This is a genomic window from Streptomyces sp. NPDC051136 (genome assembly GCF_044455745.1).
Lineage (GTDB): Bacteria > Actinomycetota > Actinomycetes > Streptomycetales > Streptomycetaceae > Streptomyces.
This window is the reverse complement of the sequence record NZ_JBITFE010000005.1, coordinates 274,076-297,101: the sequence shown is the minus strand read 5'-3', so window position 1 is coordinate 297,101 and position 23,026 is coordinate 274,076. Positions and strand designations below refer to the sequence as shown.

General features: G+C 72.8%; 19 protein-coding genes. 10 read left to right on the top strand and 9 right to left on the bottom strand.

Annotation, left to right across the window (positions count from 1 at the left end; translation table 11 throughout):
* Positions 1–84: 84 nt before the first annotated feature.
* The 4 genes from ACIBCJ_RS16590 (at position 85) to ybaK (ending at position 4,596) form a co-directional block, all read left to right on the top strand.
* Positions 85–1,662, top strand: coding sequence for an oxidoreductase (locus ACIBCJ_RS16590; RefSeq protein WP_362102204.1), 1,578 nt, complete (start codon positions 85–87; stop codon positions 1,660–1,662).
* A 651-nt stretch (positions 1,663–2,313) separates the two neighbouring features.
* Entirely contained in the window at positions 2,314–3,315 is a 1,002-nt protein-coding gene (locus ACIBCJ_RS16585) for a hypothetical protein (protein ID WP_362513275.1), read from the top strand.
* A gap of 11 nt (positions 3,316–3,326) precedes the next feature.
* A complete protein-coding gene (locus ACIBCJ_RS16580) occupies positions 3,327–4,067 on the top strand; it encodes an LON peptidase substrate-binding domain-containing protein (RefSeq protein WP_365980181.1) in 741 nt (246 codons plus the stop codon).
* Positions 4,068–4,080: 13 nt separating this feature from the next.
* Positions 4,081–4,596: a Cys-tRNA(Pro) deacylase gene (gene ybaK / locus ACIBCJ_RS16575; RefSeq protein WP_362102194.1), complete on the top strand. Its 516-nt coding sequence runs from the start codon at positions 4,081–4,083 to the stop codon at positions 4,594–4,596.
* 208 nt (positions 4,597–4,804) lie between these two features.
* On the opposite strand, the gene ACIBCJ_RS16570 is transcribed toward ybaK, so the two are convergent.
* The 4 genes from ACIBCJ_RS16570 to ACIBCJ_RS16555 form a co-directional block, all read right to left on the bottom strand.
* Entirely contained in the window at positions 4,805–5,524 is a 720-nt protein-coding gene (locus ACIBCJ_RS16570) for an AAA family ATPase (RefSeq protein ID WP_365980180.1), read from the bottom strand.
* Positions 5,525–5,558: 34 nt separating this feature from the next.
* A complete protein-coding gene (locus ACIBCJ_RS16565) occupies positions 5,559–6,383 on the bottom strand; it encodes an ABC transporter permease (RefSeq protein WP_362102189.1) in 825 nt (274 codons plus the stop codon).
* 134 nt (positions 6,384–6,517) lie between these two features.
* Positions 6,518–7,492: an ABC transporter ATP-binding protein gene (locus tag ACIBCJ_RS16560; RefSeq protein ID WP_133888443.1), complete on the bottom strand. Its 975-nt coding sequence runs from the start codon at positions 7,490–7,492 to the stop codon at positions 6,518–6,520.
* A 141-nt stretch (positions 7,493–7,633) separates the two neighbouring features.
* Entirely contained in the window at positions 7,634–8,845 is a 1,212-nt protein-coding gene (locus tag ACIBCJ_RS16555; protein WP_362513287.1) for an NYN domain-containing protein, read from the bottom strand.
* A 280-nt stretch (positions 8,846–9,125) separates the two neighbouring features.
* Between ACIBCJ_RS16555 and ACIBCJ_RS16550 the strand changes: the two genes are divergently transcribed.
* Positions 9,126–9,293 carry a hypothetical protein gene (locus tag ACIBCJ_RS16550; protein WP_362102181.1) on the top strand — a complete coding sequence of 56 codons (168 nt, stop codon included), beginning with the start codon at positions 9,126–9,128 and terminating at the stop codon, positions 9,291–9,293.
* Between the two features lie 126 nt (positions 9,294–9,419).
* Here the strand turns inward: ACIBCJ_RS16550 and dnaE are convergent, their stop codons facing one another.
* Entirely contained in the window at positions 9,420–12,959 is a 3,540-nt protein-coding gene (gene dnaE, locus ACIBCJ_RS16545) for a DNA polymerase III subunit alpha (RefSeq protein WP_362102178.1), read from the bottom strand.
* Between the two features lie 203 nt (positions 12,960–13,162).
* On the opposite strand from dnaE, the gene ACIBCJ_RS16540 reads away from it, so the two are divergent.
* From ACIBCJ_RS16540 to ACIBCJ_RS16525, 4 genes are all read left to right on the top strand, one after another.
* On the top strand, positions 13,163–14,503 hold the full coding sequence (locus ACIBCJ_RS16540; protein ID WP_362102176.1) for a DUF2252 domain-containing protein: 1,341 nt from the start codon (positions 13,163–13,165) through the stop codon (positions 14,501–14,503).
* Positions 14,504–14,583: 80 nt separating this feature from the next.
* The gene (locus ACIBCJ_RS16535; protein WP_365980178.1) at positions 14,584–15,294 is read left to right on the top strand and encodes a hypothetical protein; all 711 of its coding nucleotides are present in this window, start codon (positions 14,584–14,586) and stop codon (positions 15,292–15,294) included.
* A 101-nt stretch (positions 15,295–15,395) separates the two neighbouring features.
* Positions 15,396–16,196 (top strand): DsbA family protein, encoded by an 801-nt coding sequence (locus ACIBCJ_RS16530; protein ID WP_362102170.1) that lies wholly within the window; start codon positions 15,396–15,398, stop codon positions 16,194–16,196.
* 239 nt (positions 16,197–16,435) lie between these two features.
* Complete coding sequence (locus tag ACIBCJ_RS16525; protein WP_365980303.1) at positions 16,436–18,007, top strand: alkaline phosphatase D family protein; 1,572 nt, start codon at positions 16,436–16,438, stop codon at positions 18,005–18,007.
* Here the strand turns inward: ACIBCJ_RS16525 and ACIBCJ_RS16520 are convergent.
* Complete coding sequence (locus tag ACIBCJ_RS16520; RefSeq protein ID WP_362102167.1) at positions 17,992–18,582, bottom strand: dienelactone hydrolase family protein; 591 nt, start codon at positions 18,580–18,582, stop codon at positions 17,992–17,994. The two genes, ACIBCJ_RS16525 and ACIBCJ_RS16520, sit on opposite strands and share 16 nt — an antisense overlap.
* Positions 18,583–18,687: 105 nt before the next feature.
* Here ACIBCJ_RS16520 and ACIBCJ_RS16515 point away from each other — a divergent pair, with 105 nt between their 5' ends.
* Positions 18,688–19,836 carry a mechanosensitive ion channel domain-containing protein gene (locus tag ACIBCJ_RS16515; protein ID WP_362102164.1) on the top strand — a complete coding sequence of 383 codons (1,149 nt, stop codon included), beginning with the start codon at positions 18,688–18,690 and terminating at the stop codon, positions 19,834–19,836.
* 60 nt (positions 19,837–19,896) lie between these two features.
* Here ACIBCJ_RS16515 and ACIBCJ_RS16510 read toward each other — a convergent pair whose 3' ends face one another.
* The 3 genes from ACIBCJ_RS16510 to ACIBCJ_RS16500 all read right to left on the bottom strand — a co-directional run bounded on the left by ACIBCJ_RS16510 (position 19,897) and on the right by ACIBCJ_RS16500 (position 23,002).
* Entirely contained in the window at positions 19,897–21,483 is a 1,587-nt protein-coding gene (locus ACIBCJ_RS16510; RefSeq protein ID WP_362102162.1) for a Na+/H+ antiporter, read from the bottom strand.
* A gap of 104 nt (positions 21,484–21,587) precedes the next feature.
* A complete protein-coding gene (locus ACIBCJ_RS16505; RefSeq protein ID WP_365980177.1) occupies positions 21,588–22,061 on the bottom strand; it encodes a GNAT family N-acetyltransferase in 474 nt (157 codons plus the stop codon).
* A complete protein-coding gene (locus ACIBCJ_RS16500) occupies positions 22,058–23,002 on the bottom strand; it encodes an RluA family pseudouridine synthase (protein WP_365980176.1) in 945 nt (314 codons plus the stop codon). The genes ACIBCJ_RS16505 and ACIBCJ_RS16500 overlap by 4 nt, the downstream gene beginning before the upstream one ends.
* Between the last annotated feature and the right edge of the window lie 24 nt (positions 23,003–23,026).

Here is a 23,026-nt window from a genome sequence, read left to right as displayed (position 1 = left end):
GTGTTCGGACCGTCACCCAGCGGGCATGAACGGTTGTACGAAGGGTGTGTGACCACCGAGTAGTCGAGGAGGGGGTGAAGCCTTGTGACCGAAGGGGCGGGCCACCGTGACGGAGAGTTGCCGGACGACCTGACCATCGCGGAGGCCGGCATGTGGCAGGCCTTCCGCAACGGCAGCGTGTACGACCTGAGCAGCGGCGACGCGCTCGTCGACGACCCGCACGGCCCGCGTCCGTGGGGTCCGGAGCGGACCGTGCGGGCCCGTGTGGTGTGCTGGCTGCTTCTCGACGGTCCGCCGGCGCTCGCGGGCCGGGTGTCCTCGCTGCAGCTGGTGGGCGTGCGGATCAGCGACACGATGGATCTGGCGGGCGGCACGGTGGTGCCCTACGTCGAGCTGCGGGGCTGCCGCTTCGACCGGGAGGTGCTGCTGCCGGAGACCCGGTTCACGACCGTGCGGCTGGTGGACTGCTCGGTGCCGCGCCTCGAAGCGGCCAGGCTGCACACCGAGGGCGACCTGCATCTGCCGCGTTCCCGTTTCCCCGGCGGGATCCGGCTGACGGACGCGCAGATAGGCACCGACCTGATGCTCAACCAGGCGATCGTGCACCGGGACCGCAGCGGGCGCTCCATAGCGGCGGACGGCCTGACGGTCGGCCAGGACCTCCAGGCCGAGATGCTGGAGTCGCACGGCGAGGTGAGCCTGCGCAGCGCCCAGGTCGGCGTCTCGCTGAGCCTGCGCGGCGCCCGGCTGCTCAACCCGTACACGCGGCACGCGCTGAACGCCCCGCAGCTGACGGTGGAGCGCACCCTGTACCTGACCCCGGCGGGCCTCGGCAGCCCGCTGCTGCGCGGCACCACCCCCGCTCAGGGCACCCGGGTCCAGCGCTTCGAGTGCGAGGGCGGGGTGCGCCTCGACGACGGGCGGTTCGGCGACGCCCTGGACCTGGAGCACGCCCGGTTCACCTTCACCGACGACCAGGAGCTGTCGCTGCGCCGCGTGCAGACGCCGGAGCTGCGCTTCCTGGGCGAGCGCCCGGCGCGCGGGCGGGTGGTGCTGTCGGGGGCCCGGGTGGTCAACCTGATGGACCGGGCGGACAGCTGGCCGGGCCCCGGACGGCTGCACATGGGCGGCTTCGCCTACGAGAACCTGGTGCCGCGCGGGCCGTTCCCGCTGGAGAAGCGGCTGCGGTGGGTGGGCGCCGCGACCGCCGAGTACCACCCTGAGCCGTACGAGCGGCTCGCCGCCGTGCTGCGGGCCGGCGGCGAGGACGAGGACGCCCGCGAGGTGCTGCTCGCCAAGCACCGCAGGCGCCGCGAGAGCCTGCCGGTCGCGGCGAAGCTGGTGGGGTACGCGCAGGACTGGACGGTCGCCTACGGGTACCGGCCGGGCCGGGCGGCGGTGTGGATGGCGGTCCTGTGGGCGGCCGGCACCCTCGCCTTCGCCCGCGCGGACCCGCCCCCGCTGAAGAGCGGCGAACAGCCGGACTGGAACCCCGCCCTCTTCGCCCTCGACCTGCTCCTGCCGGTGATCGACCTGGGCCAGGCGGGTTCCTGGCAGCTCCACGACGCCTGGCAGTGGCTGTCCACGGCCCTGGTCCTGCTGGGCTGGGTCCTGGCGACGACCGTGGCGGCGGGCGCCACCCGCCTGCTCCGCAGGAGCTGACCCCACCCGGCCGCGAACGGAGCCGGCCCACGGCACCGGGACGGCCCGAGCGTGAACACGGCCCGCGGCCCCCGGCTCCCCCGGCATCCCGGCGGCCCGGGCACCCGGCGCGGGTCCCGCGCGGGGTCGGCTGCTCACACCGGCCGGCCGTGACGGCGGGCGCCACCCGCCTGCCGGCGGCAGTTCCACGGCCGTGCCCCGGACGCCTGCGCACGGAGCCAGCCCCACGGCACCGGGACGACCCGAGCGTGGACACGGCCCCGGCGCCCCAGCGGCCCGGGCACCCGGCGCGGGTCCCGCGCGGGGTCGGCTGCTCACGCCGGCCGGCCGTGACGGCGGGCGCCACCCGCCTGCCGGCGGCGTTCCACGGCCGTGCCCCGGACGCCTGCGCACGGGGCCGGGGAGGCCGCTCGGCCCGGGCGCGGAAGCCGGGCGGCCCGGGCACGCGGCGCCGGGCCTTGGTCCTCGTGCGGGCCCCGCGCCCGGTTCCGGGGGGCGTGGCGGGAAGACCCGGCGGAGCCCCGCATCGGCCCCGCATCGGCCCCGCATCGGGCGACGCGCCCCCGCACGTGGTGCGGCTGCTCACCCGGCCGGGCGAAGGCGCAGCCGGGGCCGCACAACCATCCCGTAGCCTCGTCCGTCCTACTTCCCATGCTGCGCGCGTTCCTGCGGGCCGCGGCTGCCCGGGTCCGCTCCCGGTCTCCACGGCCCGCCCCCGACGACGACGTGCTCCTCGACGCCCCCGACGACCGCCTCGCCCCGGCCCTCGTCGCCGCGGCCCGCGGCGAGCACGGCCCCGTGGCCGGCCTCCTCGCCGGTACCCGGGAGAGCGCCGAATGGGACCACCGCGACCGTTACACGACCCGGCTCGCCGCCTTCGCCCGCTCCCGCCCCGAGTGGCTCGACACCTGGCGCGCCACCGCACCGGACGATCCCGACGCCCTGCTGGTGTCGGCCCGCCTCGCGGTCCACCGGCACTGGGACTCACCGGCCCGCGCCGAGCTCCTGCGCCAGCTGCTCCCCGCGGTCGTCGCCGCGGCCGGGGCCGCCGGTCCCGTCGACCCGGTGCCGTGGCGGACCGCGCTGGACGCCGCACGGGGAGCGCGCGCCCCGCACGCCGAGTTCGAGCGGCTGTGGGAGCAGGCGGTCCGCCGCTCCCCGCACCACTACGGCAGTCACGTCGTCGCCCTGGAGTACCTGGCCGACACCTCGCCCCACGCCCACGGCGAGTGCCTGGACTTCGCGGAGCGGGCCGCGCAGGACGCCCCCGAGGACGCGCTCGTACGCGCGCTGCCGCTGCGCGCCGCCTTCACCTGCCTGCGGACCGACGCCACCGGCACCGGCCCCCGTGCCGGCGGCGCCTCCGCCGTGGGCGTGCACCGTGCCCGGCTGCACGCCGCGGCCGACCGTGCGACCGCCCTCTCCGCGGCCCACCCGGCGGCCGACCCGTGGGCGGCGGAGCTGCGGAACCTGCTCGTCTACGTCCTGGTACGCCTGGACCGCCACCGGGACGCGGCGGAGCAACTGCGGCTGACCGGCCCGTACGTCACGTCCTTCCCGTGGGACCGGGACACGGACGACCCCGACCCGCTGGGCCGCTTCCTCCAGGTCCGCGCGGACGTCCGTGCGCGCCTGAAGACGGGTGCCCATTAGGCTTCTGCGTCGTGACCACCGTCCGGCTCCCCCTGTTCCCCCTGAACTCCGTCCTGTTCCCGGGGCTGGTGCTTCCGCTCAACATCTTCGAGGAGCGCTATCGCGCCATGATGCGCGAGCTGTTGAAGACCCCGGAGGACGAACCACGCCGGTTCGCCGTCGTGGCGATCCGCGACGGCTGCGAGGTGGCCCCGAGCGCCCCGGGACTGCCCGACGGGACGACCACCGAGGAGAGCGGCCCGACGGCCGGGTTCGGGGCAGATCCGCTCAAGGCGTTCCACAAGGTCGGCTGCATCGCGGACGCGGCGACGATCCGCGAGCGGTCCGACGGCACCTTCGAGGTGCTCGCCACCGGCACCAGCCGGGTGCGCCTGGTCTCGGTGGACGCCTCGGGCCCCTTCCTGACCGCCGAGCTGGAGCCGCTGCCGGAGGAGCCGGGCGACGAGGCGGGCGCGCTCGCCGAGGGCGTACTGCGGTCCTTCCGGCAGTACCAGAAGCGACTGGCGGGAGCCCGCAAGCGGTCGCTGGCGACCGGCGCCGACCTGCCGGACGAACCGGGTGTGGTCTCCTACCTGGTCGCCGCCGCCATGATGCTGGACACGCCGACGAAGCAGCGTCTGCTCCAGGCCCCGGACACGGCCTCCCGGCTGCGGGACGAGCTGAAACTCCTTCGCTCCGAGACCTCCATCATCCGTACGCTGCCGTCCCTGCCGGCGTCGGAACTGACGCGCGGCCCGACGAGTCTCAACTGAGGTACTGGCCCGCATGGCGAAGAAGCCGAGCAAGGCGAACAAGAAGCAGCAGCCGGGCGGCACGCCCGCGACGGTGGCGCTCACCGCGGCCGGGGTGACGTACACGGTCCACGCGTACGAGCACGATCCGGCCCACCCGTCCTACGGCGAGGAGGCGGCCGAGGCGATGGGCGTCTCGCCGGAGCGGGTGTTCAAGACCCTGGTGGCGGACGTCGACGGCGCCCTGACGGTGGCGGTGGTGCCGGTAGCGGGCCGGCTGGACCTCAAGGCCCTGGCGGCGGCGGTCGGCGGCAAGCGCGCGGCGATGGCCGACCCGGCCCTGGCCGAGCGCACCACGGGCTACGTACGCGGCGGCATCTCCCCGCTGGGCCAGCGCAAGCGGCTCGCCACGGTCCTGGACGCGTCGGCCGCGGACCACGCCACGATCTGCGTCTCGGCGGGCCGTCGCGGCCTGGAGATCGAACTCTCCCCCGACGCCCTCACCACGCTCACCGCCGCAACCCGAGCCCCGATCTCCCGCCCCGCATAGCGACACGCGCTCCCCCACTACGAGCAGCCGTGTCCCCGCCCCCCAGCTGCGGGCGCAGTCGTGTCCCCGCCCCCCCGCTGCGGGCAGTCGTGCCTCCCCCAGTGCCTGAACGGCCTGGGAGGTACCCCCAGGGCGGCGCGGGTGGGCGCAGCGGCACCCCGCAACGCCGGGTCACGCCCCCACCCCCGCGCTCCCCGGGGGCAGAGCCCTACTTGCCCCCGTACGGCCCTGGCCCCGCCGGATACGCCCCCGGCGCCGGCCACGGATCCGGCTCCGGATCCCGCGGCCCGAAGAGCCCCGTCAACCCCAGATGCACCACCAGCGCCGCGAACGGCCACGCCAGCAGCACCCCCTTCGCCCCCAGCTTCAGCGGCGCGGAGAACGTCACCCCCTCGCCCACCTCCTTGGCGTGCGCGATCACGTCCCGCGCGGGCCCGAGCTGCACCCCGAGCCACCACGCCAGCAGCGACCCGAGCAGACCGCCGACGCCGAGGGCCACCACCAGCGGCACTCCCCCGCGCCGGCGCAGCAGGAAGACCACGACCGCGCTGAGCGCCCCGAACGCCAGCGCGAGCAGCGTGAACGTTCCGTCGACGCCGATCGCCTGCTCGCCCTCGGAGTCCTTGAGGTAGACGATCCAGCTGCCGTCGACCACATCGCCCACCAGGGGCACACTCGGCGCCAGCTGCCACCACAGCACGCCGAGCAGCGCGCCGAAGAGCGCGACCACCACCACGGTCACGGCGGCCTGCCACACTTCCTTCAACATCCCGGGGCCGTCCTGTTCGCCGTGGGGGTCGCCGTGCACGTCGTACGGGCCGCCGGGCGCGGCGCCCACCGCGTGCGCACCGACGGGCGGCGGCACCGGTCCGCCCCGCTGCGACGGGCGTTCGTTCGGCGGGGGTGGCGGAGTCAAGGGTGCGGTCACCGTGCCATCGTGCCAAACGCGTGTGTGCGGCGCGTCACCGGACGGCGGCCCGGCGGTACGCCCAGGTGGCCACGGCCAGCGAGATCACCCCGACCGCGGCACACACCGCGAGGTCGCCGAGGACGAAGCCCCAGTCGGGCCGGCTGCCGAAGGTGCGCGCGAAGGCCTCCACGCCGTAGGTGGAGGGCAGCAGATCCCGCGCCAGGCGCACCACCTGCGGCATCCGTTCGGGCGGCAGCACGCCGAGGAGCAGGGCCGCCGACATGCCGAGCTGGCCCAGCAGGGTGGCGAACTCGGGCCGGGGGGCGAGCAGGCCCAGCGCCGCGCCCAGACCGGCGAGCGCGGCGCCCGCCAGCGGGATGACGGCCAGCAGCACCCACAGATGGGTCATCGGCAGCCCGAACAGCAGGCATCCGAACACCGCCGTCACCACGGTCCCGGGCGCGGTGAAGGACGCGTACGCGCCCGCCGCGCCCAGCACCACCGCGGCGGGCGGCACCGGCAGCGTCGCGTAGTGGTCGAGGCCGCCGCTCGCGCGCAGCTGGCCGAAGTACTGGGCGAGGAGGTTCAGCGCGACGAAGGCCACGACCAGCACCGCCGACCCGGCGACCACGGCCCGTGCCTCGCCGCCGCCGTCCACGACGCCCCGCATCAGGATCATGATGCCGACCGACTGGAAGGTCGCCACGAAAAGCAGCGGGATGCGCGCGACCCGCGCCCGGGACAGCTGCGCCCGGTAGACGGCCACCAGGGAGGGCCACAGCCGTGCCTTGGGCCCCAGCTCGGCCGGACCGGCCGCCTGCCGCTCCTCGGCTGCCCGGGCAGCGCCCTGCAGGGCGTCGGCGGGTACGACACTCACGTCGCGCTGCTCCCCTTCGCTAGGGTCGTTCTCGCTGGGCTCGTTCCGGCCGGGCTCGTTCGGAGCGGTCACCCGAACGGGTGCGGTCGCCACGGGTACGGATCCCGCGGCCGGTGTGCTCACCGCCGGTGTGTTCACGCCCTCACCAGCCCCTGCCGTGCGGCGCCGCCCAGCGCCAGGTACACGTCCTCCAGGCTGGGCGTGGCCAGGGTGAAGTCGTCCAGGGCGGCGAAGGCGGCGCCCCCGGTGACGGTGGCGACGACGGCGCGGGCCTCCTCGGGGGCGAGCCGCAGCGTCCAGCGGCGTCCCGACTCGGCCACGCGGTCGCGCAGGGCGGCGACCTCCGGGACGTTCAGCGGCGCGCTCTCGCGCCACACCAGGTCGACGCGGACCTCTCCGGCGACGCTCTCCTTGAGCCCCGAGGGCGTGTCGCAGGCGATCACGCGGCCCCGGTCGAGGACGGCGACGCGGTCGAGTACGGTCTCGGCCTCGATGACGTTGTGGGTGACCAGCAGCACCGTGGTGCCGTGTTCGGCGCGCCGCCGGTCGACGGCCGACCACACCGCACGCCGGGCCACCGGGTCCATGCCGGTGGTCGGCTCGTCCAGGACGAGCAGCGGCCGCTCCCCCACCAGTGCGGCGGCGAAGCAGGCCAGGCGGCGCTGACCGCCGGAGAGCTTCTTGATCGGGCGGCCGGCCAGCCCGGTCAGGCCCAGCTCCTCGAGGACGGCGTCCCGCTCGGCGCGGGCCCGCCGCACCTCCAGGCCGCGCAGCCGTCCGGTGGTCTCGGCGGCCAGCGACACGGTCAGCTCGTCCAGGGCGCTGGACTCCTGCCCCAGGTAGGCGAGGATCCGCGCGGCCCGCTCCGGATGGCGCACGATGTCGTGACCGAGGATCTCCACGCTGCCGCCGTCGGGCCGCATCAGCCCGGTGAGCTGGCGCACGAGGGTGGACTTGCCGGCGCCGTTGGGTCCGAGCAGTCCGAAGATCTCACCGCGGCGGATGTCCAGGGTGACGTCGTCGGTGGCCCGCACCTCGGGGACGGCCGGGGCGCCGCGCCTGCCGCGCACGGCGGGATAGGTCTTGGTCAGCGCGCGCACCACGCACACGGCATCGCCACCGGGTCGAGGTGCCTGTGCCGCGCGCGTATCCACAAGGGACGAGACTACGGGGTCGGTCCCCCCGCCCGGCTCCCGGGTCCGCCCATAAGTGTCGATTCAACCGGGCGCACGGGGCGTCCGGCGGGCGTCTCACTCCGCTGCGGGTGTGCGTTCGGTCGCCGTCCGTACGTCGAGCTCCCGCCAGAACCCGGCGCGGATCGCGTACCGGTCGTGCTCGTCGATCTGGTCGTCCTTGTGCGCGAGCAGCCCGAAACGGGCCGCGTAGCGCAGCAGCTCCCCGTCGACGCGGTGCGGGATGCGCGGGTACATCCCGGACAGTTTCGCCAGGTGGCCGTGGTCGCCGAGGCGTTCGAGCCAGCGCCGGGCGAAGACCTGTCCGACCTCGTACGGGTCGCCGCCGACCGTGGTGATGTCCTCCTCGCGGTCGGCCCAGCGCTGCTCGGCCGTGGTGAGCTGGGCCAGCGTCGGCAGCGAGGCGCCCTCGGGGGACTCGGCGGCGGGCCGGTCGACCCAGCCCTTGTCGGAGGACCAGCGCAGGGTGGCGTTGGCCGGCTGCGGGGCGGGGTGGGCGCCGGGGGCGCGCAGGGCGGCGAGGTCCTTGGGGGTCGGGACGCCCTTGGCGGGCGGCACCCGCTCGTCGGTGCCGCTCTGGCCCGCGGCGGCCGTGGTGGGGTGCTCGGGCGCCTCGGCGGGCCGCTGGGCGGCGGACAGGGCGGACTCGGGCAGCGGCGCGGAGAGGATCGCGGCGATCTCGGGGCGGGGCACGGGCGGCGGCGCGCAGATGCCGCCGAACTCCTTGGCGCGTACGGCCTTGGTGATCCACGTACGGTCCAGGACGCGGCGTTCGTCGGCCTCGGCGACCAGGTCCTCGGACTGGTTGTAGTCCCCGTCGGCGGCCTGCACGGCCCACAGGTGGACGGCGACGCCGTGTTCCTTGGCGGCCATCATGCCGGGCAGCAGATCACCGTCGCCGGTCACCAGGACGACGTCGGAGCAGGCACGGTTGCGGGCCAGCTCGGTCAGCTCGGCGTGCATGGCGGCGTCCACGCCCTTCTGCGCCCAGCGGCCGTCGCTGCGGGTGAGGGCGCCGAGCCGGACGGTGACCCGGGGCATCACGCGCAGTCGCCGGTGCTCGGGCTGCGGGACGCGGTCGGGGGCGCCGTCGAACCAGTAGATGCGCAGCAGGGGCTGCTGCGTGTCGGACTCGGCGCGGTCGCGCAACCCCTGGATGAGGGCGGCGTGGTCGACGGTGATGCGTGAGCGCGAGGGCTCTCCCGCCAGGAGACTCGCGGCGGCCCCCAGCAGATACCCGGCGTCCACCAGGACGATGCAGCGGTCCACGCGGTCCACCCTCTTTCCGGGAGGTTTGCTTCGGGCTTCCTTCGAGTCTGCCCGACCACGCGGAGGTTAACGGCCCGAACTCGATCTTCGGCGTGGCGTTTCGGCGCTCCGCACCTCCCCCGTACCCCTTCCGGACTTCTCCGTGACTGCCCCGGCAGTTCCCCGGGAGTTCCCACGGACCGCGTCACGGACGGTAATTGCCCGATATGCGTTCTTTGTTGGGCTATGTGAATCTGAAGGAGGTCCTGGCCCCTAGATCCCCCTCAGGAGGTAGATCACCATGGCCAAGAACAAGAACAACCGTGATCGTAAGCAGCCCCAGTCCGAGCGCTCCCCGCAGGCCGCCGACGCGGCGGTGCTGGACCGCGAGGAGCACCACACCCCGCAGCTGACGACGCCCGGCGACGCGGCCTCCCGCAAGCGCCAGAAGCGCTTCGGCCACAACTGACATCCGCGGTACGGGCCGTCGCGGCCCTCCGTACGACGAGGGGCGCACCCGGCAGCCGGGGGCGCCCCTCGCCCGCGTGTCCCGCGTGTCACGGCGCCGCCGGCCCGCCGGGCCCGCGAAGCCGGCTCAGCCTGCCAGGCAGGACGGTCCGAGCAGCACCTTCAGGTCGCCGAAGAGCGCCGGATCGGGCTTCACCCGGTGCCGGTCCAGCCGCAGCACCGTCGTCCTGGTCGGCCCCTGGAGCTTGATCCGCACCTCGCTGTCGCCCCGGTGGTGGGTGAGGATCTCGCCGAGCCTGCTGACCATCGGCGGGGTGACGCGGGTGGCCGGGATGGTGAGGACGACGGGGGCGTTGGCGCCCGCGTTGGACAGGTCGGGGATCATCAGCTCCATCGCGACCAGCCGGGGCACGTCCTCCCGCTTGTCGAGACGGCCCTTGACGAACACCACGGCATCCTCGACGAGTTGCGTGGAGACCAGCTGGTAGGTGGCGGGGAAGAACATGCACTCCAGCGAGCCGGCCAGGTCCTCGACGGTGGCGATGGCCCAGGCGTTGCCCTGCTTGGTCATCTTGCGCTGCAGGCCCGAGATGATGCCGCCGATGGTGACGACCGCGCCGTCGCCGAAGTCGCCGCCGGTGAGCTGGGAGATGCCCGCGTCGGCCTTGTCGGACAGTACGTGCTCCAGGCCGAAGAGCGGGTGATCGGAGACGTAGAGGCCGAGCATCTCGCGCTCCTGGGCGAGCAGGTAGGTCTTGTCCCACTCGTCCTCGCCGAAGACGACGTCGAGGCCGAAGCCGGGCTCGTCGCTCTGCTCGTCGCCCATGCCGCCGAAGAGGTCGAACTGGCCCTCGGCCTCCTTGCGCTTGACCGCCACCACGTTGTCGATCATCGGTTCGTACTGCGCGGTGAGGCCCTTGCGGGTGTGCCCCATCTCGTCGAAGGCGCCGGCCTTGATCAGGGACTCCGTCGTCCGCTTGTTGCAGACGACCGCCTCGACCTTGTCCAGGTAGTCGGGGAAGGACGCGTACTTCCCCTTGGCCTTGCGGCACTTGATGATCGACTCGACGACGTTGGTGCCGACGTTGCGCACGGCGGACAGGCCGAAGAGGATCACGTCGTCGCCCTGCGCGGCGAAGTTCGACATGGACTCGTTGACGTTGGGCGGCAGCACCTTGATGCCCATGCGCCGGCACTCGTTCAGGTAGACGGCCGACTTGTCCTTGTCGTCCTTGACCGAGGTGAGCAGGGCGGCCATGTACTCGGCCGGGTAGTTCGCCTTGAGGTAGCCGGTCCAGTACGAGACCAGGCCGTACGCGGCCGAGTGCGCCTTGTTGAAGGCGTAGCCGGCGAACGGGACCAGCACGTCCCACAGCGCCTGGATGGCCTCGTCGCTGTAGCCGTTCTTCCTGGCTCCGGCCTGGAAGAGCACGAAGTTCTTCGCCAGCTCGTCGGGCTTCTTCTTGCCCATCACGCGGCGCAGGATGTCGGCCTCGCCGAGCGAGTAGCCCGCGATGATCTGGGCGGCCTTCTGCACCTGCTCCTGGTAGACGATCAGGCCGTAGGTGACCGCGAGGACCTCCTGGAGGGGCTCCTCCAGCTCCTTGTGGATCGGCGTGATCTCCTGGAGGCCGTTCTTGCGCAGCGCGTAGTTGGTGTGCGAGTCCATGCCCATGGGGCCCGGACGGTAGAGCGCGGAGACGGCGGAGATGTCCTCGAAGTTGTCGGGCTTCATCAGCCGCAGCAGGGAGCGCATGGGGCCGCCGTCGAACTGGAAGACGCCGAGCGTGTCACCGCGCTGGAGCAGTTCGAAGGTCTTGGGGTCGTCCAGCGGCAGCGACAGCAGGTCGAGTTCGATGCCCTTGTTGGACTTCACCATCTTGACGGCGTCGTCCATGATCGTCAGGTTGCGCAGGCCGAGGAAGTCCATCTTCAGCAGGCCGAGCGACTCGCACTGCGGGTAGTCCCACTGCGTGATGGTGACGCCGTCGGTGTGCCGCACCCAGATCGGGGCGTGGTCGACGATGGGTTCGCTGGACATGATCACGCCGGCCGCGTGCACGCCCATCTGCCGGACCAGGCCCTCGACGCCCTTGGCGGTGTCGATGACCTTCTTCACGTCCGGCTCGTTCTCGTACATCGAGCGGATCTCGCCGGCCTCGCTGTAGCGCGGGTGCGTCGGGTCGGTGATGCCGTTGAGGTCGATGCCCTTGCCGAGGACGTCGGCGGGCATGGCCTTGGTGAGCCGGTCGCCCATCGCGTACGGGTAGCCGAGGACGCGCGCGGAGTCCTTGATGGCGTTCTTCGCCTTGATCTTGCCGTAGGTGCCGATCATGGCGACCTTGTCGGCGCCGTACTTCTCGGTCACGTACCTGATCACCTCGACGCGCCTGCGCTCGTCGAAGTCGATGTCGACGTCGGGCATGGAGACGCGCTCGGGGTTGAGGAACCGCTCGAAGATCAGACCGTGCGGGATGGGGTCGAGGTCGGTGATGCCCATCGCGTACGCCACGATCGAACCGGCCGCGGAGCCGCGGCCGGGGCCGACCGCGATGCCCTGCTTCTTGGCCCACATGATGAAGTCGGCGACCACGAGGAAGTAGCCCGGGAACCCCATCTGGATGATGACGTCCATCTCGTACTCGGCCTGCTTCTGGCGGTCCTCGGGGACCTGGCCCGCGAAGCGGCGCTCCATGCCGCGGCGGACCTCCTCCTGGAACCAGGTGACCTCGGTGAAGCCGTCCGGGATGTCGAACTTCGGCATCAGGTCGCGCTTCTCGAACATGCCGGTGGTGTCGATCATCTCGGCGACCAGGCGCGTGTTGGCGCAGCCCTCCTGCCAGGCGTCCGAGGAGTCGACGGCGTACATCTCGTCCGTGGACTTGAGGTAGTAGCCGGTGCCGTCGAAGCGGAAGCGGTCCGGGTCGGAGAGGTTCTTGCCGGTCTGGATGCACAGCAGCGCGTCGTGGGCGGTCGCCTCGTGCGCGTACGTGTAGTGCGAGTCGTTGGTCACCAGCGGCGGGATGCCGAGCTTCTTCCCGATCTCGAGGAGTCCGTCGCGGACCCGGTGCTCGATCTCGATGCCGTGGTCCATCAGCTCCAGGAAGTAACGGTCCTTGCCGAAGATGTCCTGGTAGTCGGCGGCGGCCTTCAGGGCCTCGTCGAAGTGGCCGAGGCGCAGCCGGGTCTGGACCTCGCCGGAGGGGCAGCCGGTGGAGGCGACGATCCCCTCGGACCACTGGCTGATGGTCTCCTTGTCCATCCGGGGCCACTTCTGCAGCCAGCCCTCGGCGTACGCGTCGGAGGAGAGCTTGAAGAGGTTGTGCAGGCCCGTCCGGTTGGTCGCCCACATGGTCTTGTGGGTGTAACCGCCCGAACCGGAGACGTCGTCCCGCTTCTGGTGCGGCTGGCCCCACTGGATCTTGCGCTTGTTGCGCCGCGACTCGGGCGCCACGTACGCCTCGATCCCGATGATCGGGGTGACCCCGGCCTTCTGCGCCGAGTGGAAGAAGTCGTACGCCCCGTGCAGGTTGCCGTGGTCGGACATGGCGATGTGCGTCATGCCCATCTCGTTGCACGCGTCGAACATGTCCTTGAGCCGCGCGGCACCGTCCAGCAGCGAGTACTGGGTGTGGACGTGCAGGTGCGTGAACGGCGGCTTGGACACGTGCGGCCTCCTGGGAAAACTGGGGACGACTGGCTGCGGTCGATCCGGGGGGTCAGCGTCGAAGTCTATGCCTCACCACTGACACTCCGACGCTCTCCACGCGTACCTTCTGGGGCGGGCACTCCCGCCCCCCTTCGAACGTTGGCCCGAGTGGAGATCCGCTCCGTTCGTGAGGCACCACCCCGCACCAGGAGGCACCAGGCATGTCGGTCCCGCAGCTCGACGCCGAGCACCGCGGCGAGGAGATCCTCGCCGTCTTCGACACCGCCTTCGGACGGCTGCTGGCCGCGGACCCCGCGGCGTTCCGGGTGAAGTTCCGGAAGATGGCGGCGTCCGCCTTCGCGTTCTACCGCGGCACCGCCGGCCTCTTTTACCGCGATTTGACCGAGGACCCGGAGTTCGGCGACCAGCCGGGCGGCGCCTACCTGGACGAGCGGACCTCCCGGGTGTGGATCCACGGCGACCTCCACGCGGAGAACTTCGGCACGTACATGGACTCCACCGGCCGGCTGATCTTCAACGTCAACGACTTCGACGAGGCCTACGTCGGCCCCTTCACCTGGGACCTGAAGCGCTTCGCCGCCTCCGTCGCGCTGATCGGGTACGCGAAGGCCCTCAGCGACGAGCAGATCACCGAGCTGGTGCGGGTGTACGCGCAGGCGTACCGCGAGCGGATCCGCGCCCTGGCCACCGGCGCCAAGAGCGACGAGGTGCCGCCCTTCTCGCTGGACACCGCGGAGGGGCCGCTCCTCGGCGCGCTGCGGACGGCCCGCTCGCTGACCCGCTTCGGGCTGCTGGACTCGATGACCGAGATCCGCGACTTCGAGCGCCGCTTCGCCCCGGGCGGCGGCGCCGTCGAGCTGGACGCCGCCACCCGCTACAAGGTGCTCGCGGCCTTCGACGGCTACCTGGAGACGCTCCCCGAGTCCTCCCTGGCCCGGCCGGACTCCTACCGGGTGAAGGACGTGGTCGGCCGCCGGGGCATCGGCATCGGCTCGGCCGGCCTGCCCTCGTACAACATCCTGCTGGAGGGCAACAGCGACGCCCTGGAGAACGACGTCGTGATCTACATCAAGCAGGCCCAGACCCCGGCCGTCTCCCGGCACATCACCGACCAGGCGATCCGGGACTACTTCCAGCACGAGGGCCACCGCACGGTGATCTCCCAGCGCGCCCTCCAGGCGCACGCCGACCCGTGGCTGGGCTGGACCGAGCTGGACGGCGCCGGCCAGCTGGTCGCCGAGGTCTCGCCGTACGCCGTCGACCTGGACTGGGGCGACATCGACGACCCGGAGGAGATCGCCGAGGTCGTCGCCGACCTGGGCCGGGCCACCGCGACCATGCACGCGGCGGCCGACGACCAGTCCGGGGAGTCCCTGGTGCCCTTCTCCACCGAGCGGGCCATCGACGCGGCCATCGCGGCCGACGAGGAGGGCTTCGCGCCCCTGCTGGTCGACTTCGCGCACCGCTACGGCGCACGCGCGCGCGGTGACCACCAGACCTTCGTCGACCTCTTCCGCAACGGCCGGATCCCGGGCCTGTAGCCGGCCGCCGCCCGTCGGTACTCTCACAGGAACCCTTTAGGGGTCCCTTACCGGCCCCCGTGACACACTCTTCTACTGCTATGGACATATCCGGAACCCCGCTCAGAGCCGTGCGCGCGGCGCTGTTCACGGCACTCGCCGTGACCCTCAGCACCGCGTCGCACGTGCTGCTGTCCGGGGTTCCGCTGCCGCTGCCCACGGTCGCGGCGGTCGCCGCCGCCGTGTTCCTGATCGCGTACGCCCTGGCCGGGCGGCGCGAGCGCGGCTTCGGGCGGATCGCCGCGCTGCTGATCCCGCTGGAGCTGGCCGCCGACACGGTCTTCACCACCGGCCAGCACGTCTGCTACGGCCGGGCGGGCGGCCCGGTCGCGGGCCCGCTGCGCTCGGTCGGCTTCGACGTGCTGTGCGGCGACGGGACCGGCATCCACGCCGGGGTGACCGCCCCGCTGACCCGGGTCACCGGGGCCGAGACCGACCGGATGGCGTCGGTGCTGGCCCAGGCCGACCCTGGCACCGCCTGGCTGCTCCTTGCCGCGCACGTCGGCGTCGGGCTGCTCGCGGCGGCCTGGCTGCGGCGCGGTGAACGGGCGCTGGCCCAGCTGCTCGGCGCGGTGGCCGCGACCACCTTCCGGCCGCTGCTGCTCGCCGTCGCGGCCGTGGGCGTGCGCCGGGCACCGGCGGTGTGCCGCCCGGCGCCCCCGGCCCGCCGTACCGGCGGTGCCCGCGAGCGGATCCTCACGCACTCCCTGGGACGGCGCGGGCCGCCGCGCCCGGTGACCGCTCTCGTCTGACCCGGCACGGCCCGGGTGGCAGGAGCACCACCGAGCACCGCAGTCCCCCCGTACGCACTTCCGCACACCCCCGTGTGCGCGTCCCCGGAGAGATCACCATCATGAGCAAGCGGAACAGCCAGGCGGCGAAGACGGCGGCCCGTGAGCGCCTGCGCGAGGAGCGCGAGCGCCAGGCCAAGCGCGACAAGGTCAAGCGGCAGGTCATCGTGGCCGCCTCCATCGTCGGCGTGCTGGCGATAGCCGGCGGCATCAGCTACGCCGTCGTGCAGAACAACAAGCCCAGCGGCTGGGACAAGGCCGCCGAGGCGAAGGTGGTGGCCCCGGCCAACACCTCGGGCAAGGACGGCACCACGGTCGTCATGGGCAAGTCCGCCTCCGACAACGTCGTGCACCTCTACGAGGACCCGCGCTGCCCGGGCTGTGCGGCCATGGAGCAGAGCATCGGCGAGACCGTCAACAAGGGCATGACGGACGGCGACTACAAGCTCTCGTTCACCATCGGCACCTTCCTCGACGGCAACCTGGGCGGCGAGGGCTCGAAGAACGCGCTGAGCGCGCTGGGCGCCGCGCTGAACGTCAGCCCCGAGGCGTTCGTCTCCTACAAGACCGCGCTCTACTCCACCGAGTACCACCCGGAGGAGACGACCGACGAGTTCGCCAAGGACGACTACCTGATCAAGGTGGCGGACACGGTGGACGCGCTGAAGGGCAACAAGAAGTTCCAGGACGCCGTGGAGAAGGGCACCTACGACGCCTGGGCGATGCGGATGAGCAAGTCCTTCGACAAGGCCGAGGGTGTCGAGTCGACCCCGACCATCAAGGTCAACGACAAGGTGATCGACACGCCCAGCACGCCGGACGCGTGGCAGAAGGCGCTGAAGGACGCGGGCGTCACCAAGTGACCCGGTGACCGCGCCGGTCGCGGTGATCGTCGTCTGACGAGTGGGCGAACTTTTGCGAGTTCGCCCACTCGGGCGCATACCGATCAGTAACCTGATCGGCCGTGACCAGTCGACACAGAGCGTCCGCAGACCACGAGAACACCGAGCGCGTCAAGCGCACCGAGAGCACCGCGGGTTCCCGGAACTCCCGCACCCCGAGCCGCCGTACGGTCGTCAAGGCCGCGGCGGCCGGTGCCGTCCTGGCCGCCCCGCTCGCCGCGGCCCTGCCCGCCGGCGCCGCCGACGCGGCCCCCGCCTTCCTGCACGGCGTCGCATCCGGCGACCCCCTGCCCGACGGTGTCCTGCTGTGGACCCGGGTGACTCCGACGCCCGAGGCCATACCCGGCTCCGGGACCGGCCCGGACACCGAGGTGAGCTGGGTCGTCGCCACCGACAAGGCCCTCACGAACGTCGTCGCCAAGGGGTCCGTCACCGCGACCGCCGGCTCCGACCACACCGTGAAGGCCGACGTCCGCGGCCTCGCGCCCGCCACGGACTACTGGTTCCGCTTCTCCGCGGGCCCCACCGACTCCCCCGTCGCCCGCACCCGTACCGCGCCCGCGCACGACGCCGCCGTGACGAGCCTGCGCTTCGGGGTGGTCTCCTGCGCCAACTGGGAGGCCGGGTACTTCTCCTCGTACCGTCACCTCGCGGCCCGCGGCGACCTGGACGCCTGGCTGCACCTGGGCGACTACATCTACGAGTACGGCACCGGCGAGTACGCCAACCGCGACACCGTCGTGCGCCCGCACGCCCCGGCCCACGAGATCCTCACCCTCGCGGACTACCGCGTCCGGCACGGCCGTTACAAGACCGACCCCGACCTCCAGGCCCTGCACGCCACGGCTCCGGTGGTGGCGATCTGGGACGACCACGAGATCGCCAACGACACCTGGTCGGGCGGCGCCGAGAACCACACCGAGGGCGCCGAGGGGACCTGGGCGGAACGCCAGAGCGCCGCCAAGCGGGCCTACTTCGAGTGGATGCCGGTGCGCCCGGCGATCGCCGGCACCACCTACCGGCGGCTGCGCTTCGGCAGGCTCGTCGACCTGTCGCTGCTCGACCTGCGCTCCTTCCGGTCGCAGCAGGTGAAGCTCGGCAACGGCGAGGTCGACGACCCGGACCGCACCCTCACCGGCCGCGCCCAGCTGGACTGGCTCAAGTCGCAGCTCACGTCCTCGGACGCCGTCTGGCGGCTGGTCGGCAACCCGGTGATGATCTCGCCGTTCGCGATCGGCGCGCTGCCCGCCTCGCTGCTCGGGCCGCTCGCCGAGCTGCTCGGGCTGCCGAAGGGCGGCCTCGCCCTCAACACCGACCAGTGGGACGGCTACACCGACGACCGCCGCGAGCTGCTGGCCCACCTGCGCGCGCACGCGATCCGCAACACGGTGTTCCTGACCGGCGACATCCACATGGCCTGGGCCAACGACGTGCCGCACAACGCCGGGACGTACCCGCTGTCCGCCTCGGCGGCCACCGAGTTCGTCGTCACGTCGGTGACCTCCGACAACCTCGACGACATCGTGAAGGTCCCCGAGGGCACCGTCTCGGCGATCGCGGCGCCGGTGATCCGGGCCGCGAACCGGCACGTGCACTGGGTCGACACCGACCGGCACGGCTACGGCGTGCTGGACGTCACCGCGGACCGGGCGCAGATGGACTACTACGTCGTCTCCGACCGCACCGACGCGGCCGCCGGCTCCGCGTGGGCCCGCTCCTACCGCACGCGCAGCGGCACCCAGCGGGTCGAGCGCGTCTACGACCCGGTCTGAGCCTCCTGGAGGGAGTCGAGGAAGCCGAGCGCCACCCGCCAGGTGGCCTCGGCGGCCTCCGCGTCGTAGTCGGGCAGCTCCGGGTCGGTGTAGAGGTGACCGGCCCCGGCGTACCGGTGCACCTCGACGTCGGCGCCGATGCGCCCCATCTGGAGGTACCAGGCGCTCAGCCAGTCGTCGGTCTCGAAGGGGTCCGGCTCGGCCACGTGCAGCTGGACCGGCAGCTCGTCGACCGAGGCGTTGGGCGCGAGGTCCGAGGTGCCGTGCAGGAGCAGCAGCCCCTTGGCCCGGTGGTCGCCGAGAGCGAGGGTCTGGGCGATGGAGGCGCCGAGCGAGAACCCGGCGTACACCAGCCCCCGCTCGGAGTACGGCGCGGCGGCCAGCACGGCCCGCTTCAGCAGCTCCTCCCGGCCGATCCCGTCCTGGTGGGCCATGCCCTCCTCGACCGAGTCGAAGGTACGGCCCTCGAAGAGGTCCGGGGTCCACACCTGGTGCCCGGCGTCGCGCAGCCGGTCGGCGGCCTGCCGCACCGCGGGCCTCGGGCCGAGGGTCGAGTGAAAGAGCACGATGTTCATGAGGCCATGGTGCCAGCCGGGTGCGACACCTCCGTGCGCGGTGATGCCCCGCGCGGGACGTAAGTCACAGGTTCACGGGGCCGCGCGGCCGGTTACGTTCGAGGGATGGACACGATACTCCGCCCGTTGATCGTGGTCGGCGGCTCCGTCCTGCTGACCCTGGTCATCGGCTGGGCCACCGACCTGCTGCTGCGCAAGGCCGACGGACGGCACCCCGAGACCCCCCTGTGGGGTCTGCTGCGCCGTGCCCGCGTCCCGTACCAGATCGTGCTCTGCTCGGCTCTGCTGAGAGGGTCGTACGTCGAAGCCGAGGTGTTCCCCGAGCACCGGACCGCCGTCGGCCGGACGCTCACGCTGCTGCTGATCGGCTCGGCGGCCTGGCTGGTGGTCCGGATCGCCGCCGCGGTCGTCGAGACGTCCTACTCCCGTTACGCCCACGCGCACGCCGAGCGGGATCCGGCGCGGGTGCGCCGGGTGCGGACCCAGGTGTCGCTGATCATGCGGGTGGTCACCGCCATCGTCGGTGTCGTCGCGGTGTCGTCGATGCTGCTGACGTTCCCGGCGATGCGTGCCGCGGGCGCCTCGCTGCTGGCCTCGGCCGGCATCATCGGCATCGTCGCCGGTGTGGCGGCCCAGTCCACGCTGGGCAACCTGTTCGCCGGGTTCCAGATCGCCTTCGGCGACATGGTGCGCATGGGCGACACGGTCGTGGTGGACGGCGAGTGGGGCACCGTCGAGGAGATCACGCTGACCTACCTGTCCGTGCGCACCTGGGACGAGCGCCGGATCACGATGCCGGTGTCGTACTTCACCTCGAAGCCGTTCGAGAACTGGTCCCGCGGCACCCCGCAGATGACCGGGACGGTCTTCTGGCACCTCGACCACGCGGCGCCGCTGGCACAGATGCGGGAGCGGCTGCGGGACCTGCTGCGCGAGTGCCCGGCCTGGGACGGGCGCAGCTACAACCTGACCGTCACGGACACCACCCCGACCACCATGGAGGTGCGGGCCCTGGTGACGGCGAAGGACGCGGACGACATCTGGACGGTGCGGGTCGCGGTCCGCGAGGGGATGATCCGCTGGCTGGCCGACGAGCATCCGTACGCCCTGCCGCGGGTCAACACGGCGGGCGCGGCGCCGCGCCCCTCCCGCGACGGCTTCCCGCACGCCCGCCGCTCCCCCGACACCGGCCCGCGCCGCTCCCCGGACGGGGCCTCCCGCCACTTCACGGACCGGCCGACGAAGAGGGCGTGACGGCGCGGGCGCGCCCGCGGGCCGGCGGAAGACGGCGTCAACGCGGGGCGCGCCCGCGGGTCAGCGCAGGCTGCGCACGTCGAGGTGGCGCAGCACCCGGTCGACGATCTCCGGATCGGCGCCGGGTTCGCTGCGGGCGGCCAGCACCTCGTGCCGGGCGGCGCTGAGCATCTCGCCCTGGATGCGCCGGACCCGTTTGATCCGCCGCGCCCGCTGCTCGTGCGCCTCCCTTCGTTCCTCGTCCCCGAGGTCCGGGCTGATGCGTATGCCGATGTCGTAGGCGCGCCGCAGCATCTGCTCGGAGAGTTCTTCCGGCAGTTCCTCCACCGACTCGATCTCCTTGAGGCGCTGTTTGGCCGCCTTGGCGGCCCGCAGCGCCAGGTCCCGCTCGTAGTCCTGCTCCCGCTCGGTGTTCGCCCGTACCCCGAGCCGGCCGACCAGCCAGGGCAGCGTCAGGCCCTGCAACAGCAGCGTGCCCATGATCACGCCGAAGGCGATGAAGACGATCTCCTCCCGGTGCGGGAAGGCCGCCCCGTCGTCCGTCTCCAGCGGGATCGCCAGCGCCAGCGCGACCGAGGCCACGCCCCGCATCCCCGCCCACCACATGACCACCGTCTCCCGCCAGCTGGTCGGGATGTCCTCGTCCATGTCGCGCCGGGCGTGCAGCCGCTGGGTCAGCCAGGTGGCCGGCAGCAGGTACAGCAGCCGGACCAGGACGACGACGACCAGGATCGCCGCCGACCAGCCGAGCAGTTCCGTCCAGCGGCCGGAGGCGGTGCGCACGGCGTTGTGCAGTTCGAGCCCGATCAGGCCGAAGGCGACCCCGGTGACCAGGGTGTCGACCACGTCCCAGACGGTGTGCCCGCCGAGCCGGGTCATCACGTCGTCGGCGTCCGAGGCGTACTCGGCGAGGAACATGGCGGTGGTGAGTACGGCGAGCACGCCCGAGCCGTGCAGTTCGTCGGCGGCGACGTAGCTCACGAACGGCACCAGCAGGGTCAGGCCGATCTGCAGCGTGGGGTCGCCCAGCACGCTCATCAGCTTGTTGGAGCCCCAGCCCAGGGCGATGCCGACCGCGACGGCGACCACGGCGGACAGCACCAGGTCGAAACCGGCCCGCCACGGCGAGAAGGAGCCGCCGACCGCCGCGGCGATGGCCACGTGGTACAGGACGATGGCCGTCACGTCGTTGAAGAGCCCCTCGCCCTCCAGGATGGAGACCAGGCGCCGCGGCAGCCCCAGTTGCCCGGCGACGGCGGTCGCGGCGACCGGGTCCGGCGGCGCCACCAGCGCGCCCAGCGCGAAGGCCGCGGCGAGCGGCAGCCCCGGCACGATCGCGTGCGCCACGGAGGCCACGCAGACCATGGTGATGAAGACCAGCGCGACGGCCAGCAGGAAGATCGGCCGCTTGTTGGCCGCGAACTGCCGCCAGGACGTGCGCCGCACGGCCGCGTACAGCAGCGGCGGCAGCAGCGCGGGCAGGATCAGCTCGGGCGGGATGTCGACGTTGGGCACGAAGTCGAGCAGGGCCAGGACGATCCCGAGGAGCGTCATCAGCACCGGCGCGGGCAGCCCGAGCCGGGCACCGATCGGGACGCTCAGCAGGGCCCCGAGCAAGAGCATGAACAACAGGGCCAGCTGATCCACGGTCACCGCTCCGGTGGGGTCTGAGGGCTGCGGTCTGGGCGTTCACCCGGCGAAGCCCAAGCCTGCCACGCCACCGGCCCCACCAGCCGCTCCGGCGCCCTCTGCTAGAGGGGGCGCCGCATCGCGCGGTGGGGGATCCCGGCGTCGGGGAACTCGGGCCCGTACGCCTGGTACCCCAAACGTTCGTAAAATCCCAGCGCGTGGGTCTGCGCGTGCAGGTCCACGGCGGTGAGTCCGCGCGCGCGTGCCGCGTCCTCTATGGCCCGCACCAGCGCGGCCCCGACGCCGAGGCCGCGGGCCGCAGCGGTCACCGCGAGGCGCCCGAGGGAACCGACGGCCGGGTCTCCGTCGCCGTTCTTCGCCGCGGCGGCCGCGCCGTGCAGCAGCCGGCCGGTGCCGAGGGGCACGCCGTCCGCCCGGACCGCGAGGACGTGCACGGCGCCGGCGTCGTAGGCGTCGTACTCGATGTCCTCGGGGACCTTCTGCTCGGCGACGAAGACGTCCTTGCGCACCGCGAAGCAGGCCTCCCGGTCGGCGGGGTCCTCGGCGACGCGCACCGCGTATTCCGGGGCGCTCATCCGTAGGTCTCCTCGCGGACCTGGTCGAGGGCCTGCTGGAGGTCCTCCGGGTAGTCGCTGGCGAACTCGACCCAGTCGCCGGTGCCGGGGTGCTCGAACCCGAGCCGCACGGCGTGCAGCCACTGGCGGGTCAGCCGCAGCCGCTTGGCCAGGGTGGGGTCGGCGCCGTAGGTCAGGTCGCCGACGCAGGGGTGGCGGTGGGCGGCCATGTGCACGCGGATCTGGTGGGTGCGGCCGGTCTCCAGCTTCACGTCGAGCAGGGAGGCGGCGCGGAAGGCCTCGATGAGGTCGTAGTGCGTGACGGAGGGCTTGCCCTCCGCGGTGACCGCCCACTTGTAGTCGTGCTGCGGGTGGCGGCCGATGGGGGCGTCGATGGTGCCGCTGGTCGGGTCGGGGTGGCCCTGGACCAGCGTGTGGTAGCGCTTGTCGACCGTGCGCTCCTTGAACTGGCGCTTGAGCGAGGTGTACGCCCGCTCCGACTTGGCCACCGCCATCAGGCCGGAAGTGCCGACGTCGAGGCGGTGCACGATGCCCTGGCGCTCGGCGGCGCCGGAGGTGGAGACACGGTACCCGGCGGCGGCGAGGCCGCCGATGACGGTCGGGCCGCTCCAGCCCGGGGAGGGGTGGGCGGCGACACCGACCGGCTTGACGACGACGACCACGTCCTCGTCGTCGTGCACGATCTCCATGCCCTCGACGGGCTCGGCGACCACCTGCACGGGCGTCGGCGCCTGCGGCATCTCCACCTCGAGCCAGGCGCCGCCGTGGACGCGCTCGGACTTGCCGACCACCGACCCGTCGACCTGCACCTTGCCCGCCGCGGCGAGCTCCGCGGCCTTGGTACGGGAGAAGCCGAACATGCGGGAGATGGCGGCGTCGACGCGCTCGCCCTCCAGGCCGTCGGGCACGGGCAGGGTGCGGATCTCGGGAATCGTGCTCACCCGTCGAGTATGCCGGACGGCCCG

Excerpts from the sequence above, each read along its gene's own strand:
- ybaK (WP_362102194.1), top strand. The coding sequence starts at position 4,081 with ATGGCGAAGAAGCCGAGCAAGGCGAACAAGAAGCAGCAGCCGGGCGGC.
- ACIBCJ_RS16585 (WP_362513275.1), top strand. The coding sequence starts at position 2,314 with ATGCTGCGCGCGTTCCTGCGGGCCGCGGCTGCCCGGGTCCGCTCCCGG.
- ACIBCJ_RS16520 (WP_362102167.1), bottom strand. The coding sequence starts at position 18,582 with ATGAACATCGTGCTCTTTCACTCGACCCTCGGCCCGAGGCCCGCGGTG.
- ACIBCJ_RS16505 (WP_365980177.1), bottom strand. The coding sequence starts at position 22,061 with ATGAGCGCCCCGGAATACGCGGTGCGCGTCGCCGAGGACCCCGCCGAC.
- ACIBCJ_RS16535 (WP_365980178.1), top strand. The coding sequence starts at position 14,584 with ATGGACATATCCGGAACCCCGCTCAGAGCCGTGCGCGCGGCGCTGTTC.
- ACIBCJ_RS16540 (WP_362102176.1), top strand. The coding sequence starts at position 13,163 with ATGTCGGTCCCGCAGCTCGACGCCGAGCACCGCGGCGAGGAGATCCTC.
- ACIBCJ_RS16515 (WP_362102164.1), top strand. The coding sequence starts at position 18,688 with ATGGACACGATACTCCGCCCGTTGATCGTGGTCGGCGGCTCCGTCCTG.
- ACIBCJ_RS16550 (WP_362102181.1), top strand. The coding sequence starts at position 9,126 with ATGGCCAAGAACAAGAACAACCGTGATCGTAAGCAGCCCCAGTCCGAG.
- ACIBCJ_RS16530 (WP_362102170.1), top strand. The coding sequence starts at position 15,396 with ATGAGCAAGCGGAACAGCCAGGCGGCGAAGACGGCGGCCCGTGAGCGC.